The sequence below is a fragment of the Flavobacterium sp. 22659 genome (assembly GCF_052044235.1).
In the GTDB taxonomy this organism is placed as follows: domain Bacteria; phylum Bacteroidota; class Bacteroidia; order Flavobacteriales; family Flavobacteriaceae; genus Flavobacterium; species Flavobacterium johnsoniae.
Map to the genome: position 1 here is coordinate 1 of NZ_JBQEMU010000026.1, position 15,385 is coordinate 15,385.

The 15,385-nt window shown below is 32.9% G+C and carries 17 protein-coding genes; 1 reads left to right on the forward strand and 16 read right to left on the reverse strand.

Annotation, left to right across the window (positions count from 1 at the left end; genetic code table 11):
- Positions 1 to 43 precede the first annotated feature (43 nt).
- A protein-coding gene (locus ACTJIW_RS20690) for an IS3 family transposase (RefSeq protein ID WP_440718436.1) occupies positions 44 to 1,410 on the forward strand; the annotation gives its coding sequence in 2 pieces (ribosomal slippage) (positions 44 to 512 and positions 512 to 1,410; 1,368 coding nt in all).
- Positions 1,411 to 1,461: 51 nt separating this feature from the next.
- Here ACTJIW_RS20690 and ACTJIW_RS20695 read toward each other — a convergent pair.
- The 16 genes from ACTJIW_RS20695 to ACTJIW_RS20770 all read right to left on the reverse strand — a co-directional run bounded on the left by ACTJIW_RS20695 (position 1,462) and on the right by ACTJIW_RS20770 (position 15,382).
- Entirely contained in the window at positions 1,462 to 2,715 is a 1,254-nt protein-coding gene (locus ACTJIW_RS20695; protein ID WP_012023152.1) for a murein hydrolase activator EnvC family protein, read from the reverse strand.
- A 24-nt stretch (positions 2,716 to 2,739) separates the two neighbouring features.
- Positions 2,740 to 3,519 (reverse strand): DUF4292 domain-containing protein, encoded by a 780-nt coding sequence (locus tag ACTJIW_RS20700; protein ID WP_433814545.1) that lies wholly within the window; start codon positions 3,517 to 3,519, stop codon positions 2,740 to 2,742.
- A 12-nt stretch (positions 3,520 to 3,531) separates the two neighbouring features.
- Positions 3,532 to 4,881, reverse strand: a complete 1,350-nt coding sequence (locus ACTJIW_RS20705; RefSeq protein ID WP_012023150.1) for a tetratricopeptide repeat protein — start codon at positions 4,879 to 4,881, stop codon at positions 3,532 to 3,534.
- A gap of 39 nt (positions 4,882 to 4,920) precedes the next feature.
- On the reverse strand, positions 4,921 to 5,937 hold the full coding sequence (locus ACTJIW_RS20710; RefSeq protein WP_440716421.1) for a sugar phosphate nucleotidyltransferase: 1,017 nt from the start codon (positions 5,935 to 5,937) through the stop codon (positions 4,921 to 4,923).
- A gap of 132 nt (positions 5,938 to 6,069) precedes the next feature.
- Positions 6,070 to 6,504, reverse strand: a complete 435-nt coding sequence (dut, locus tag ACTJIW_RS20715; RefSeq protein ID WP_440716422.1) for a dUTP diphosphatase — start codon at positions 6,502 to 6,504, stop codon at positions 6,070 to 6,072.
- A 29-nt stretch (positions 6,505 to 6,533) separates the two neighbouring features.
- Positions 6,534 to 7,994 carry a lipopolysaccharide biosynthesis protein gene (locus tag ACTJIW_RS20720; RefSeq protein ID WP_440716423.1) on the reverse strand — a complete coding sequence of 487 codons (1,461 nt, stop codon included), beginning with the start codon at positions 7,992 to 7,994 and terminating at the stop codon, positions 6,534 to 6,536.
- A gap of 94 nt (positions 7,995 to 8,088) precedes the next feature.
- Complete coding sequence (locus ACTJIW_RS20725; RefSeq protein ID WP_012023146.1) at positions 8,089 to 8,535, reverse strand: GNAT family N-acetyltransferase; 447 nt, start codon at positions 8,533 to 8,535, stop codon at positions 8,089 to 8,091.
- Between the two features lie 590 nt (positions 8,536 to 9,125).
- A complete protein-coding gene (gene atpG, locus ACTJIW_RS20730; RefSeq protein WP_121362703.1) occupies positions 9,126 to 9,986 on the reverse strand; it encodes an ATP synthase F1 subunit gamma in 861 nt (286 codons plus the stop codon).
- Between the two features lie 83 nt (positions 9,987 to 10,069).
- Positions 10,070 to 11,647: a F0F1 ATP synthase subunit alpha gene (gene atpA / locus ACTJIW_RS20735; RefSeq protein ID WP_121362704.1), complete on the reverse strand. Its 1,578-nt coding sequence runs from the start codon at positions 11,645 to 11,647 to the stop codon at positions 10,070 to 10,072.
- Positions 11,648 to 11,684: 37 nt separating this feature from the next.
- Positions 11,685 to 12,218 (reverse strand): ATP synthase F1 subunit delta, encoded by a 534-nt coding sequence (gene atpH / locus ACTJIW_RS20740; RefSeq protein ID WP_149205841.1) that lies wholly within the window; start codon positions 12,216 to 12,218, stop codon positions 11,685 to 11,687.
- Between the two features lie 4 nt (positions 12,219 to 12,222).
- Positions 12,223 to 12,723, reverse strand: coding sequence for a F0F1 ATP synthase subunit B (locus ACTJIW_RS20745; protein ID WP_012023142.1), 501 nt, complete (start codon positions 12,721 to 12,723; stop codon positions 12,223 to 12,225).
- Positions 12,724 to 12,812: 89 nt separating this feature from the next.
- The gene (gene atpE / locus ACTJIW_RS20750; RefSeq protein ID WP_008465835.1) at positions 12,813 to 13,010 is read right to left on the reverse strand and encodes an ATP synthase F0 subunit C; all 198 of its coding nucleotides are present in this window, start codon (positions 13,008 to 13,010) and stop codon (positions 12,813 to 12,815) included.
- A 33-nt stretch (positions 13,011 to 13,043) separates the two neighbouring features.
- A complete protein-coding gene (gene atpB / locus ACTJIW_RS20755) occupies positions 13,044 to 14,219 on the reverse strand; it encodes a F0F1 ATP synthase subunit A (protein WP_440716424.1) in 1,176 nt (391 codons plus the stop codon).
- Between the two features lie 118 nt (positions 14,220 to 14,337).
- Positions 14,338 to 14,730, reverse strand: a complete 393-nt coding sequence (locus tag ACTJIW_RS20760; protein ID WP_012023140.1) for a hypothetical protein — start codon at positions 14,728 to 14,730, stop codon at positions 14,338 to 14,340.
- A 48-nt stretch (positions 14,731 to 14,778) separates the two neighbouring features.
- Positions 14,779 to 15,006 (reverse strand): AtpZ/AtpI family protein, encoded by a 228-nt coding sequence (locus ACTJIW_RS20765; RefSeq protein ID WP_071635780.1) that lies wholly within the window; start codon positions 15,004 to 15,006, stop codon positions 14,779 to 14,781.
- Positions 14,987 to 15,382: a bactofilin family protein gene (locus tag ACTJIW_RS20770; protein WP_149205844.1), complete on the reverse strand. Its 396-nt coding sequence runs from the start codon at positions 15,380 to 15,382 to the stop codon at positions 14,987 to 14,989. The genes ACTJIW_RS20765 and ACTJIW_RS20770 overlap by 20 nt, the downstream gene beginning before the upstream one ends.
- Between the last annotated feature and the right edge of the window lie 3 nt (positions 15,383 to 15,385).

The window sequence follows — 15,385 nt, forward strand, 5'->3', positions numbered from 1 at the left end:
TGAACTGCCCCCAAAAAGTTAGACACTATTTGGGGGCATTTTTATGGAAAGAAAAGTCAAGTACAATTGTGAATTTAAACTTCGTTGTGTAGAAGAAGTTATGAAAAGGCATAACTCGGTTAAAGGCACAGCTAGAGCAAACAAGATAGCTGAAAGCAACCTTACATGCTGGATTAGCCGCTATAATGAATTTGGAATTGAAGGTCTTTTACCAAGGCAGAAAAATAAAGTTTATACTGCAGACTTTAAATTAAAAGTAATACAAACCATTGAAAATAAGTCTTTATCTTTGGATGAAGCCTGCTTGATTTTCAAAATTCCAGCGCAGTCAACCATAATTAGCTGGCAAAGAAAATATGCAAAAGATGATTTGGCAGGCTTAGAACTTAAATCACGTGGCAGACCAGCAGTTATGAATTTTAAGAGAAAGCAACGAAAAACAGACAAACCTTTAACCAGGGAAGAGGAACTCTTAAAGGAGTTAGAGTACCTGCGCGCTGAGAACGAAATTCTAAAAAAGTTCAACGCCTTAGTTCAAGCCGAGCAAGCCAATCAAAACAAAAAGCTCAAACCATAATGGAATTAAGGCATAAGTATGATTTAGATCTTTTGCTAAATTGTATGAACATGGTTAGAAGTACGTATTATTACTATGAAAAGAAAGGTCAGGTAATCGATAAATATCAAGAGATAAAAGATTTAATTAAACAGATTTACAATTATCATAAGGGCAGGTTAGGATATAGACGTATTACTCTATTACTCAAAAAAGAGGGGATTTTAATTAATCACAAAACAGTGCTTCGATTAATGAAATTTTTAGGATTAAAAAGTCTAATCAGAATCAAGAAGTACAGATCGTATAAAGGAGAGCAGGGAAAAATAGCCCCTAATCTACTGCAGCGCAATTTTAAGGCTGATATACCTAATCAAAAATGGGCAACCGATGTGACTGAATTTAATGTTTCTGGCAATAAATTGTACTTATCGCCGATAATCGATCTGTTTAATGGAGAGATAATTAGCTATGAATTATCGCAAAGACCAGTGTTTAATCAAGTTTTAAATATGCTTGAAAAAGCATTTAAAAAAATACCCGATAATACTAATCTGACTCTGCATTCTGACCAAGGATGGCAGTATCAAATGATACAATATCAGCATTTATTAAAGAAAAAAGGAATTATGCAAAGCATGTCCAGAAAAGGCAATTGTCTTGATAATGCGATAATTGAAAACTTCTTTGGAATATTAAAATCAGAGTTGTTTTATCTAAAAAAATACACTTCCATTAATCAATTGAAACAAGAGATTATCGAGTATATAAATTATTATAATAATGACAGGATTAAACTTAATCTAAAAGGAATGAGCCCGATACAATATCGAGCTCATTATTATAAAACTTAATTATTAATTTGTCTAAACTTTTGGGTGCAGTCTATTTTCAGCTCCCTTTTTTTATCTGTTTTGTAACCAATTTTCAGGATCAGAATTTGTTGTATTTTGAAGAATCAAAAACTTGATAATCGTTTTTCCTGTATCACCGCTGGTTCTTACTTTTCCAATGTTTTGCTTAATCGAAACTTTATCGCCCTGACTAACAGAAACTGAACTTAAGTTTTGATATACTGTAAAGAAATCTCCATGCTGAATTACAACTGCTTTATTAACCGGAGATAAAACTATTACTTTAGAAACTTCACCTGCAAATACTGCTCTTGCACTGGCACCATCTTCGGTTGTGATCTCAACTCCGGAGTTATGTACCGTAATTGAAGGATGCAGCGGGTGAGGCTGGTCTCCATAACCAAGAGAAATAAATCCTTTTTCTACCGGCCAAGGCAGTCTTCCTCTATTCGCTTTAAAGTCGGCAGCCAATACTTTATCTTCTGGTGTCATTGCAATTTTAGAAGATGAAACTGGTGCTTTTGCTGCTGTCGATCCGGGATTTTCTTTTGCTTTTTCAGCTGCTGCTTTTCTGTTTGCTTCAGCAATGGCTTCACGAATCAAACGATCGATTTGTCTGTCGATTCTTTTAGATTCACTTTGTTTTGCTTTAATATCTGCAGCAATTCTGTTTTTATCTTTTTTAATTGAGTTAACCAGCTTTTGCTGTTCTTTTTTCTCAACTTCTAAGCTTTGTTTTTCTTTTTCATTTTCAGCAATAATCTTTTTCTTAACCTTTCTCTGCCCGTCTAACTTGGCATTAAAATCAACTAATTGTGCTGTTTTCTCCTGAATTTCCAAACCTTGGTTTTTTCTGAAATTCGTATATTGTTTTAAATATTGTGCTCTTTTGTAGGCTTGCAAAAAGCTTTCAGATGACAAGATAAACATAGCACGGCTTTGCTCTGAACGGCTTTTATAAGATTTCAAAATCATTTTTGCATAATCTTCTTTTAAAACCGCCAGTTCTTTTTTTAGTTTATTAACCTGAACCTGGTTAATATACATGTCATTGCTAAGAACTTTTTCTTGTTTTGCCGTTGTATTAATCAGCTTTTCTTTAAGCTTGATTTTATTGGCCTGAATTAAATATTCATTTACCGCTGATTTTTCTTTTTTCCTTACAGACTGCAGCATTTTTTCATTGTCTTTTATTTCCTGAAGAATCTGCGCCTTGCGCTGTTCAAGTTTTTCTTGCTGCGAATCCTGCGCCCAGACAAAAGTCGTGGCACAAACAAAAATTAGGCTTAGGAGAAATTTCGGCATCTTTCTATTTATATTTTTGCAAATTTACTTAATTAAAACTTTTTTATAACCGCTTGGTACGCTATAAGGAAAAGAAAGTTCTTCGTTAAATGAAATGTTATTGTAATTCAAATTAATATTGGTAGTTCCTTTAGGCTGTACAGCATTAATTGCGATAGCCGTTGGAATTGTTCCTTGATTGTATGTTTTAATATCAGAATAATTGATTTCTAATTTTCTGTTTTCAGATGGCTGCGAAATCTCTTCTTTCTGAACTAAATATTTTTCAGGATCTAAGTAAAATGCTTTTTTAATGTTTTCATCTTTTTGATCTTCTAAACGGAAAAGATTTTCTACAATAGTCTGAGTATATTTTCCTTCTCTTAAATCGTCAAAAGCTTCACCAATTAATAAGTTTTGAACTTTTGTATAATCCAATTCAGTTCCCAGCCATTTGCTTAAGCTGCTAAAATCTCCTTCGTAATATGTGCTGTTTATTTTTTCGTAATAACTTACTGCTGATGGTGTTATTAATGCTTTTGCCATTGTAATTCCCAAGAATCTAACGCTTATTAAAATCTGTTTGTCTTTCTCGATTCTTATTTCGGCAGTAACGTTTTGACTTTGTTTTTCGTCAACATATTTAGCGCTGGCTTTTATGTATAAGGTTGAAAAATCCAGTTTGTTTTCGTAATGTTTCTCTATCGCTTTATTGTCTTTTTTTGTAACGACTTCGGCAGTATTAGTGTTCTGAACAGCAACGGCTTTTGATTTACATGAAACCACAAAAACCGATATTAATACTATTATAATATATTTTTTCATCTTAATTTCTCCTTACTTCTTTTGTTTTAATAATTCGTTTGCCTTCAAAAAGTATTCCTCTTTTTTCTTAGCATCTCCTAATCCATTATATGCTTCTCCCAATTGAATATTAAAATCTGCTTCTAATTTTTTATCATCAACCACATAATCAAGTCCCATTTCTAAAACGGTTTTTGCATTTTTAAACTGCTGTAACTGATTGCTCCCTAAACCTGCATAGTAATAAAACTGAGGCTGGCTCGGATAAACTTCAATCATAGTCATGGCTCTTTTTGTCATGGGCGCAAATTGTTTTGCTTTACTATATGCTTCAAGCAAAAGCAAATTGGTTTCACGATCTGTGTCTGAATTGGTCATTAAATCTTTTTCATAATATTTAATGGCGTTTTCAAATTGGTTTTTACTATGATAAAATTTTCCAATTTCTTTGGCAACGTCAACATCCTTATCGTTATCAAAATAGGAAATGGCTTTTTCTAAATCCGGTGCATACTGCGGATTTTTATTTACATAAATCAAAAACTCGTTTAAAGTTCGATGTTTTATTTTTGAATCAATTTTTGAACTTGACAAAATTGTATTCATCGACTTAATTGCTTTGTCTGCCTGATTCGAATCTAAATACGTTTTAAATAAACTTACCTGCCCCCATTCTGAATTTGGAAGTTCTTTTGCCAATTGTTTTGCAACATCGACAGCTTTGTCTGTTTCATCTGATTTTGAATACAAAAAAATCAGATTTACATAATTGGATTCTTCTTTTGGATTCTTTTTAATTTGTTCAATTAAATTTGAAATCTCGGCATTTTGATATTTACCCTGCGATAAAATCTGGCTTTTGTATACTTCGCGATCTGATGATTTTCCAAATTTGTCGTTCATTTCATTAATCGCAATAAGTGCTTTATCGTATTGATTTGTAATCATATATAGCGATATTAAATCGTCTTTATATTCTTCATCAAAAACAATAATTTTCTGAATGGTTTCTATTGCCAGAGGATAATTTTTGGTTTCGTAACTTACATCATAAATCCCCAGCCAGTACCATTTGTTTTTTGGATTTAGCTGTGTCGCTTTTTCAAATGCGGTCTGGGCATTTTGATATTCTTTTAAAGCCAGATAATTTTTTCCAACTTCAAAATAAGCAACAGCATCTGAAGGTTTTAGCTTAATACATTTTTCTAAAGATGCTATAGCTTTATCGTAATTTTCAATTCCTTTTTGTTTCAAAGATTCATAAAATGCATCTTGATATTCATCTGGTGCCAAAGCAATATCTTCTGGTTCTGTCTGTGCAAAAACTGAAGCTGCATTGCTTAACAAAGCAAAAAATAAAATTATCAAAACTCTTTTTTTCATCTTTTTACGATTTCATTTATGCGAAAACGAATTTATTTTTTATTCTAAAACTGAATAATCTCCAATGCTTATACTGGTAAATTTTTCATCATAACTAACATGATTTCCAATCATTGCATTATCTAAGTTAGCATTTTTTATTTGAGAATACGTTTGTATTAAGCTATTTTTAATAGTACTGTTTGTTACATGACATCCATTTCCTATCGAAACATTAGGCCCGATTGTGGTGTTTTTAAGTACTACATTTTCTCCAATAAAACATGGAGGAATAATAGTAGAATTATCTAATACCACATTTTGATCAACTAAATGTTCTCCGTCATTATGTAAAAAGCCTAACATTCTTGTGTTGGTTTCAACTGTAACATCTTTGTTTCCACAGTCCATCCATTCATCAACGCTTCCGGTTTTAAAAACTTTACCATTTGCCATCATGGCTTTGATTCCGTCGTTAATTTGGTATTCTCCTCCATTTTGAATGTTGTTGTCTAAAACGCCTTGAAGTTCTTTTTTCAAATCGCCGACTTCTTTAAAATAGTAAATTCCAATAACGGCTAAATCACTTACGAACTCTTTTGGTTTTTCAACCAATTCTATAATTTCAGTATTCTGATTTAATTTTACAACTCCAAAAGCTTCAGGCTGTTCTACTTGTTTTACCCAGATTACAGCATCTGCAGAAGGATCAAGTTCAAAATCGGCTCTGATTAAAGTATCTGCATAAGCGATAACTGCAGGACCTGATAAAGAATCTTTTGCACACATAATGGCGTGTCCTGTTCCTAAAGGCTGATCCTGACGATATATAGAAGCTTTTGCTCCAAGTCCTTTTGCTAAATCTTCAAGACTTTCTACTACATCTGCTCCAAAAAAAGCTTCATCTCCCAAAATAAAAGCCACTTCTTCGATTGGCTCTTTTAATATTTTGGCAATATCTTCAACCAAACGGTGAACGATTGATTTTCCAGCAACTGGAATTAATGGTTTTGGAACTGTTAATGTATGTGGGCGAAGTCTTGAGCCGCGACCTGCCATTGGGACGATTATTTTCATGTAATTCTATTTTTATGTGTGAAGATTTAAAAATCTCCTGTTTGGTTAGTTCAAGTTTTTAATTTTAAAATTCGCAGAGAATTCTACAACATTTAGTAATTCTTGTAAAAAACTGAAAACTGCGACTGAAAACTATTTTACGCCGGTACTTCCAAATCCACCTTCTCCTCTTGAAGTTTCAGAAAGTTCTTCAACCTCAATCCACTCTGCTCTTTCGTGTTTGGCAATAATTAACTGTGCAATTCTTTCTCCGTTTTCGATTACAAATTCTTCATTTGATAAATTCACCAAAATCACACCTATCTCACCTCTGTAATCAGCATCTACTGTTCCTGGAGAATTTAAAACGGTAACTCCTTTTTTTGCTGCCAATCCGCTTCTTGGTCTTACTTGTGCTTCGTAACCAATTGGCAATTCAATAAAAAGTCCGGTTTTTACAATTGTTCTGTCTAAAGGTTTTAACGTAATTGGTTCTATAATATTGGCACGCAGATCCATTCCTGCAGAAGCGATTGTTTCGTAATTTGGTAAATCGTGTTGTGATTTATTGATAATTTGTATTTTCATTTTTATTATAAAAGATTAAAAAAGCACCTTTACTTTCTGTTCATAATTCCTTTGATCGTGTCTTTTTCGTTGTGGTACACAAAGTACATAAAGGCTAATAATAACGGAATTCCAACGAAATAATTTTCTCTAAATCCGTAAAAGGAAATAGCCGAAAATAAAATTGAAATTCCTAAATAAGCTCCAATTTTATTCATATCATAAGGTATTGGATAATACTTATTTCCTAAAATATAGGATATCAACATCATACTTCCGTAAGCAGAAATTGTTGCAATCGCAGAACCGTAATAGCTGTATTTTGGAATTAAAAAGTAATTTAATACTAATGTTATAATAGCACCAACAATTGAAATGTAGGCACCAATTTTTGTTTTATCTGTTAGTTTATACCAAACAGAAAGGTTGTTGTAAATTCCTAAAAAGAAGTTTGCCAAAATAATTAATGGCACTACTCTCATTGCTTCCCAATATGATTTATTATCCAGAAGAAGGAATTTTAAAACATCGGCAAAAACGATAACTCCCAATAAAATCAATGATCCAAAAATTACAAAGTATTTTGTAATTACGGCATAAGTCTGTGGTGCTTTTTCGTTTTTGGCATGGCTGAAAAAGAAAGGTTCAATTCCTAATCTAAATGCGGTTGCAAATAAAACCATAAACAAACCTAGTTTATAACAGGCAGAATAGGCTCCAACTTCAGATTTTGCCAGATTTTCAGGCAATAAATATCCTAATAAGATTTTATCGAAATGTTCGTTAACTGCAAATGCAAGTCCGGCGACTAAAATTGGCAGTCCGTATTTCATCATTTTTTTCCAAAGTACAGGATCAAATTTTCGTCCAAGCGAAAGATAATTTGGAGAAAGAACAATGAAAGTGGCTAAACTCGCCAAAAGGTTTGCGATGAAAATATAAGCGATCTGGAAATTTTCTACATATAAATTATCCCAAACTGAATTAGGATTTGCAGCTGCTAATTTTGGCAGATACATTAAAAAGAAAATATTCAGTAATAAATTAATGACTACGTTTCCAATTTTAATTGCTGCATAAACCATTGGGCGCTGGTTGGCTCTTAGTTTAGAAAACGGTACTAAAACCAATGCATCTAAAACCAAAATCCAAACGGAATAGGTAATGTACTGTGCATCGACTTCGGCCCAATTTGCGAGGGTATTTCTAAAAATTAAGGCTGCAAACAAGAATCCTATTGATGACCAAAATATGGATATTGTAGATGTTGCAATAACATTTTTCTTGTCTTCTTCGGCACTGTAAAATCTAAAAAATGCCGTTTCCATTCCGTAAGAAAGCACTACGTTAAAGAAAACCATCCAGGACAATACGATCGAAACTTCGCCATATTCGGCGGTAGGCAAAATACCTGTATATAATCTGACCAATAAAAAACTAAGCATTCGTGGTAAAACGGTTGCCAGCCCATAAATCGCAGTTTGTTTGAATAGATTTTTATATAATCCCAAAATAATTAGTAATAAAGTTCGGAAAACAAAAATAACCAATTCTTTGGTTTTATTAGTGCTTTTAAAGGTTCAATAAAAAAACTTACTAAGAATTTTATTGAGTTAATTTATTTTCGTCTAAAACTTTCACAAAATGAAAACCTTTTGGAGCATAGCCCTGATTGTAATAAAAACGATGAGCTCCAAAATTTCCTGTAAAAGCATCAAGAACAATACTGCTGCAACCCAAGTTAATGGCTTTTTGTTCAATAAAATCAGTTAATATTTTTCCAATTCCTTTAGAACGATGTTCAGGATGAACTACAAAATTATCTATTTCGAGATATTTTCCGGTCCATAATTTTGTTGCTGACCAGCATCCTGTAATTCCCAAACAAACATCATTTTCAAAAACTGCTATTTGTGTATAATTATGTGGCAGCATATCAGAAAGAAAGGATTTATATTTTTCTAAAGTTATTTTTGGATATAGAAATCTGATGGTGTCAATTTGAGTCAGCATTTCGTCAATCGTAGTGAGTTCGCGAGTTTGTAAAGTCATTGTAATAGAAATATATACCAAAAATACATAACTTTTTTTATGCTATTTATATAATTAACAAGACACTAACATGTGAAATATATAAATTACGGCAGAAAATTATGTAACTTTTTTTAAACAGTGTTTTCTTAAATTTGTTTTACAGGGATTGAGAAAGCTAGATACAACCCTTATAAAAAAGGAAGCACTGGGACTAATAAAGCTTGTTTGTTCCCATAAAAGACAAAGCATAAGGGATTGATTCTGCTGTATTGTAACCCTAATAAAAACAGAGCATTGGGACTAATAAAGCTAGTTTGTTCCCATAAAAGACAAAGCACAGGGATTGATTCTGCTGAAATGTAACCCTTAAAAAAACAGAGCATTGGGATTGATAAAGCTAGTTTGTTCCCATGAAAGACAAAGCAACAGAGTGATAAAATCTGTGTCAATAATTTTATAAAATGGTATTGATTCTCAATTTTGGGTAAATTGAGAATCACCATTTTATAAATTTTCTTGTTTATAGATATTCTTAAAAAAGAAAAAACTTCCAAAAAAAATAGCCGGTAAATATTTACCGGCTATTTTTTTATATATCAATGAATTAATTATCCATTCAAAGCTTCTGCTCCACCTACGATCTCTAAGATTTCGTTTGTAATTGCAGCCTGACGTGCTTTGTTGTACGTTAATTTCAATTGGTTTCTCAATTCTGTTGCGTTGTCAGTTGCTTTGTGCATAGCTGTCATACGTGCTCCGTGTTCTGAAGCAAATGAATCGCGAATACCTTTGTATAATTGTGTTTTTAAAGACTTAGGAATTAAAGTCAAAACAATTTCTTCTTTTGAAGGTTCAAAAATATAATCTCCTGCAGAAGCTGATACATCAGATTTAAGCGGTGCTAATGGCAAAAACTGCTCTGTTTGAACAATCTGCGTTGCAGCATTTTTAAACTGATTGTAGATTAATTCGATTTTGTCATATTCTCCAGACAAGAATTTCTCTGTCAAATTATCTGCAATTCCAGCAACATTTTCGAAAGTTAAATGATCGAAAATTGCATTGTGGTGACCGTGAACTTTATGAGTTTTGCTTAAAACATCATTTCCTTTTTTACCAATAGCAAAAACGTCTACTTGTTTTCCTGCATAAAAATCTGTACGATTTTTGATCTCTTTAATAACATTTGAATTGAATGCACCACATAAACCTCTGTTTGAAGTTATAGCTACAAGCAATACTTTTTTTACTTCACGTTGTGTTGTGTAAGCACCTCCTACTTCACCTTCAAGTGTAGCAGAAAGATTTTGCAGCAACTCCGTTAATTTCTCGGCATAAGGGCGCATCGCAGTGATTGCATCTTGTGCTTTCTTAAGCTTTGCAGCAGAAACCATTTTCATCGCAGATGTAATCTGCATCGTCGATGAAACGGAAGTAATTCTATTACGGATTTCCTTTAAATTTGCCATGTACTATCGTTGTTGGTTGTTAGTTGTTGGTTGATAGTGATGGAAAATTCCAAAAACAATCAACCAACAACCGTCAACTAAAATTAGTTATATTTTGCTGAGATTTCTTTTGCTGCTTTTTCGATAACATCTGTAATGCTGTCATCTAATTTACCAGCTTTCAACGCATTAAGCGTATCTTTATGTTTACTGTTTAAGTATGCTAAGAAATCAGCTTCAAATTCTTTTACTTTTTCTACAGGAACGTTTCTTAATAAGTTTTTAGAACCAGCGTAGATAATAGCTACTTGGTTTTCAACTGTATAAGGATCATTTAAACCTTGTTTCAAGATCTCAACGTTTCTTTTTCCTTTTTCAATTACGTTTAAAGTAACAGAATCTAAGTCAGAACCAAATTTAGCGAAAGCTTCTAATTCACGGAATTGAGCCTGGTCTAATTTTAAAGTTCCAGAAACTTTTTTCATTGATTTAATTTGAGCATTACCTCCAACACGAGATACAGAGATACCTACGTTAATTGCAGGACGAACCCCTGAGTTGAACAAATCTCCATCAAGGAAAATCTGACCATCTGTAATAGAAATTACGTTTGTTGGAATATATGCAGAAACGTCACCAGCCTGAGTTTCGATAATTGGTAAAGCAGTTAAAGAACCACCACCTTTTACGATAGATTTGATAGAATCTGGTAAGTCGTTCATATTTTTAGCGATACCATCATCAGCGATTACTTTACAAGCACGCTCTAATAAACGAGAGTGTAAGTAGAAAACGTCTCCAGGGTAAGCCTCACGTCCCGGTGGTCTTCTTAATAAAAGAGAAACCTCACGGTAAGCAACAGCTTGTTTAGATAAATCATCATACACGATAAGTGCTGGACGACCTGAATCTCTAAAGTATTCTCCAATTGCAGCACCAGCGAATGGAGCATAAACTTGCATTGGAGCTGGATCAGAAGCATTAGCAGCAACGATAACTGTATAAGCCATTGCTCCTTTTTCTTCTAACATTTTAGCGATTCCTGCTACAGTTGAAGCTTTTTGTCCAATTGCAACATATATACAGAATACAGGTTTTCCTGCATCGTAAAATTCTTTTTGATTTAAGATTGTATCGATACAAACAGTTGATTTACCTGTTTGACGGTCACCAATTACAAGCTCACGTTGTCCACGACCTACCGGGATCATAGCATCAACTGCTTTTACTCCAGTTTGTAATGGCTCAGTTACCGGCTGACGGAAGATAACACCAGGTGCTTTTCTTTCTAATGGCATTTCGTATAAGTCTCCACCAATTGGTCCTTTTCCATCAATTGGAAAACCAAGAGTGTTAACTACACGTCCTACCATTTGCTCACCTACTTTAAGAGAAGCAATACGCTGAGTTCTTTTTGCAGTAGATCCTTCTTTAATTCCTGTCGATGGTCCTAAAAGTACAACCCCAACATTATCCTCTTCAAGATTCAATACGATACCTTCCATACCGTTATCGAATTCTACTAACTCACCATATTGAACATTAGATAGCCCGTAAACACGAGCAATACCATCTCCAACTTGAAGTACTGTTCCTACTTCCTCTAGCGTAGCACCAGATTCAAAACCTTCTACTTGCTTTCTTAATATTGCTGAAATTTCAGCAGGTTTGATTTCCGCCATCTTAATTTATAATTTAGACACTTTTTGTGTTATAAAACTAATTACTTAACTCTCTTTTTAATACTTGTAATCTGTTTGCAACAGAAGCATTGTATTGATTATCACCTATTCTTAAAATAAATCCACCAATGATTGAAGGATCTACTATATTTTCAATTGTAATTTTCTTATCTGATAATGTTGCAACTTTAGCTAAAACTTTAGCTTCTAATGCAGCATCCATAGGAATTGCTGTAGTAACTTTTGCTACTTCAATACCATTGCTTTCATCAAATAATTTATTGTATTCTACTGCAATTGCATCTAGAATTTCAAATCTTTTGTTTTCAAATAATAAATGAAATAATCCTTTTGTTACTCCATTTACATCTGCGAAAACTTCTAAAAGAGCACTTTCTTTAACTTCAACAGTAGTTGTTGGGTTTTGAATAAATGTACTCAATTCTGTATTAGTCTCAATTGCAGAAGCAATTGATTTCATATCGTTATTGACAGCTTCGGCAACACCTTTAGAGTTTGCTAAGTCTAGAATTGCTTTTGCATAACGAATTGCTGCTCTTGTACTTGCCATAATCTTAGTTTAACTTTACGTCACCTAACATTTTCTCAACTAATTTAGTTTGAGATTCTTTGTTAGATAATTCTTCTTTCAATAATTTTTCAGCGATGCTTAATGATAAAGTTGAAACCTGAGATTTCAATTCTGCCATTGCAGCATTTTTTTCGCTTTCGATAGCCGCTTTTGCCTGCTCAATCATTTTTTGACCAGCTTCTTGTGCTTCGTTTTTAGAATCAGCAATCATTTTCTCTTTCATTTCGCGAGCTTCTTTTAACATCGCGTCACGTTCTGCACGAGCTTCATTCAAAATTCTTTGATTGTCAGCTTGTAAATTTTCCATTTCTCTCTTTGCGTTTTCAGCAGAAAGCAATGCATTTTTAATACCTTCTTCTCTTGCAGTAATAGATTCCATAATTGGTTTCCAAGCAAATTTTACTAAAAGCAAAATTAATATTACCAAGATTAAAGCCTGCCAGAAGAATAATCCGAATGAAAAATCGTTAATTAACTTATCCATTTTATAACTATATTAAAATATTTAATTTCTTTTTTAAAAGTAACAACATCTTTAACCAACCGTTAAAGATGCTGTTATTTCTCTCTTTATTATTTTCCTAAGATTAAAGCAGCGAATGCTAAACCTTCTAATAAAGCCGCGATAATAATCATCGCAGTTTGAATTTTACCAGCAGCTTCTGGTTGACGAGCAATAGCGTCCATAGCAGATCCACCGATTTTACCTAAACCTAAACCTGCACCGATTACTACTAAACCTGCACCTACTAAAGTTGGAATTGTTCCCATAAGTATTTATATATATAAAATTAAACTTCTAAATTAAATAATTGCTGTTTCATCTTCGTGGTGGTGAGCGTGATCATGATCCTGAACAGCCATACCAATAAATAATGATGATAACATCGTGAAGATGAAAGCCTGTAAAAATGCAACTAAAACTTCAATAACAGAGATAAACAATGTTAATCCTAATGAGATTGGCAAATCTGCTGCTAAATTTTTACCTACGAAAATCATAGCGATCAAACTCATAATTACTACGTGACCTGCAGTAATGTTTGCATACAAACGAATTAATAATGCAAATGGTTTTGTTAGTGTTCCTAAAACCTCAATTGGAGCTAAAATGATTTTCATTGGAACCGGCACTCCTGGCATCCAGAAGATGTGTCCCCAATAATCTTTGTTTGCACTAAATTGAGTAATGATAAATGTAAATGCTGCTAAACAAACTGTGATAGCAATATTTCCTGTAACGTTAATTCCAAGAGGAGTCATTCCTAATAAGTTTAACAACCAAACAAAGAAAAATACAGTTAAAAGGTAACCCATATATTTACGGTATTTTTTCTCTCCAATATTAGGAACTGCAATTTCGTCTCTGATAAAAATAATAAGCGGTTCTAAAATTCTTCCAAATCCAGTTGGGATTGGTCCTTTTTTATATGACCTTGCTAAACCAGTAAACATTAAGAATAATAATACTGAAACAAAAAGCATTGATACAACATTTTTTGTAATAGAAAAATCTAATGGTTTTACATTTGAAGGATGACCGTGTTCATCAAAGTTGATTGTTCCGGCTGCATCTGTTTTGTAAATTTTACCGTGAACTAATTTATAATAGTTTCCATCAACTTCTGCCACTTCTTCTCCGTGGTGTAATTTTGAAGATGAGAAAATTTTCAATCCTCCATCTATAAGTATAACTGGTAACGAAAACCCGTAGTGTTTATTTTCTTTTTCATCTGAAAAGAAAACAAAGTCATGAGAATCTTGTAAGTGGTGATCAATAAAAGCATCCACTTTTGCTTTTGGATCTTTTGCTGCGTGTTCGTCTTCACCATGTGTTTCATGTGAAATTAATTTCTCTTCATGAGCACTTTCATTTTGTACATGCGTTGAGTCAATCTCTGAGTTTGCAAAACTCATAATAGGCAGAGAAGCTACAAAAGCTGCAAGAATAAATCTGAGTGGTTTGTTTGAAATCACCATATCGTGGAAAATCTTATTTTTTTACGTTTCTAAAATTTGGTGCAAAGGTACATTTTTTATTAATATTCAAAAGGATATGAAAAATTATTTTTGAACCTTCTTTTAAAGAATCCGCATTTTAACGCTTTTCATTTAATAATCGGACAGTTAAAAGCGTCTCAAATAACAAAAACAAAATAAATGTTATAAAAAAACTGACTTTTTCAACAGCAGCGATTTCAGAATTGCTTTTTAAAATTGGCTGGAGAATTAAATATGCTAACAGCATTTGTGTAAAAGTTCCAAATAAGAAAACCATTCCAACAATTTGAAAATTCTTCTTTTTTACTACTAATAATATAAGGTATAATAAAACGGCTGTTCCGAAGAAAATTAAATACAGAAGTTCTATACTATAATGGAAGTTTTCTGTTTTGATTTCTAAAAAATAGAAAGCTGCTTTATGCAATATGCATACTGCAGCAGTAAATAAAAATAAATGAAAAACAGGTTTGTAGTTTTTTAAAAGCATTTGAAATATTTTTTTTGCAAAGATGCAACTTTTATCTAAAGCTTCTAATTACTTTGTTTTGTTGATGTCATTAACCTGCCGAATGACATTATATAAAGCCAACCCCACCCCAAGCATTACAAAAATAGTGTTGTAATACACTTTAGGGCTTGGATGATTTTCGTCTAGCCAGGTTCCGAAATAAGAGAAAATAAAAATAATGACCCCCATTTGAAAAGGAATATTTATGAGGGCCAGCCATTTGTTTCTTCGATTATTATTCGGTTCCTTTTCCATCTTTTACAATTACCTCTTTATTATGTGTAAGCATTGTACAAGTTGCTGTAAACTCTGCTCCTGGTTCAATGGAAAGTTTTCCAACGGCAACTTCTCCATGAATTCTTGCTGTAGCTTTAATATTAAGAACTTCCAGAACTTTAATTTTTCCATGAAATTCTCCTTCAATATCGGCATTGTTACAGATAATTTCTCCTTTTATAACGCCTGTTGCGCCAATAACTAATTTTCCCTGCGATGTAAAATTTCCAATTAATTCGCCGTCTAATCTAAAATCTGCTTTTGAGACTATGTCTCCTACAATAGAGGTTCCTTCAACAATTCGGTTTGTTTTACCTAAAAGTTCTGTTCCGTTTTTTTTCACTTTGTCAAACATTAT

Excerpts from the sequence above, each read along its gene's own strand:
- ACTJIW_RS20695 (WP_012023152.1), bottom strand. The coding sequence starts at position 2,715 with ATGCCGAAATTTCTCCTAAGCCTAATTTTTGTTTGTGCCACGACTTTT.
- ACTJIW_RS20700 (WP_433814545.1), bottom strand. The coding sequence starts at position 3,519 with ATGAAAAAATATATTATAATAGTATTAATATCGGTTTTTGTGGTTTCA.
- ACTJIW_RS20705 (WP_012023150.1), bottom strand. The coding sequence starts at position 4,881 with ATGAAAAAAAGAGTTTTGATAATTTTATTTTTTGCTTTGTTAAGCAAT.
- ACTJIW_RS20710 (WP_440716421.1), bottom strand. The coding sequence starts at position 5,937 with ATGAAAATAATCGTCCCAATGGCAGGTCGCGGCTCAAGACTTCGCCCA.
- dut (WP_440716422.1), bottom strand. The coding sequence starts at position 6,504 with ATGAAAATACAAATTATCAATAAATCACAACACGATTTACCAAATTAC.
- ACTJIW_RS20725 (WP_012023146.1), bottom strand. The coding sequence starts at position 8,535 with ATGACTTTACAAACTCGCGAACTCACTACGATTGACGAAATGCTGACT.
- atpG (WP_121362703.1), bottom strand. The coding sequence starts at position 9,986 with ATGGCAAATTTAAAGGAAATCCGTAATAGAATTACTTCCGTTTCATCG.
- atpA (WP_121362704.1), bottom strand. The coding sequence starts at position 11,647 with ATGGCGGAAATCAAACCTGCTGAAATTTCAGCAATATTAAGAAAGCAA.
- atpH (WP_149205841.1), bottom strand. The coding sequence starts at position 12,218 with ATGGCAAGTACAAGAGCAGCAATTCGTTATGCAAAAGCAATTCTAGAC.
- ACTJIW_RS20745 (WP_012023142.1), bottom strand. The coding sequence starts at position 12,723 with ATGGATAAGTTAATTAACGATTTTTCATTCGGATTATTCTTCTGGCAG.
- atpE (WP_008465835.1), bottom strand. The coding sequence starts at position 13,010 with ATGGGAACAATTCCAACTTTAGTAGGTGCAGGTTTAGTAGTAATCGGT.
- atpB (WP_440716424.1), bottom strand. The coding sequence starts at position 14,219 with ATGGTGATTTCAAACAAACCACTCAGATTTATTCTTGCAGCTTTTGTA.
- ACTJIW_RS20760 (WP_012023140.1), bottom strand. The coding sequence starts at position 14,730 with ATGCTTTTAAAAAACTACAAACCTGTTTTTCATTTATTTTTATTTACT.
- ACTJIW_RS20765 (WP_071635780.1), bottom strand. The coding sequence starts at position 15,006 with ATGGAAAAGGAACCGAATAATAATCGAAGAAACAAATGGCTGGCCCTC.
- ACTJIW_RS20770 (WP_149205844.1), bottom strand. The coding sequence starts at position 15,382 with ATGTTTGACAAAGTGAAAAAAAACGGAACAGAACTTTTAGGTAAAACA.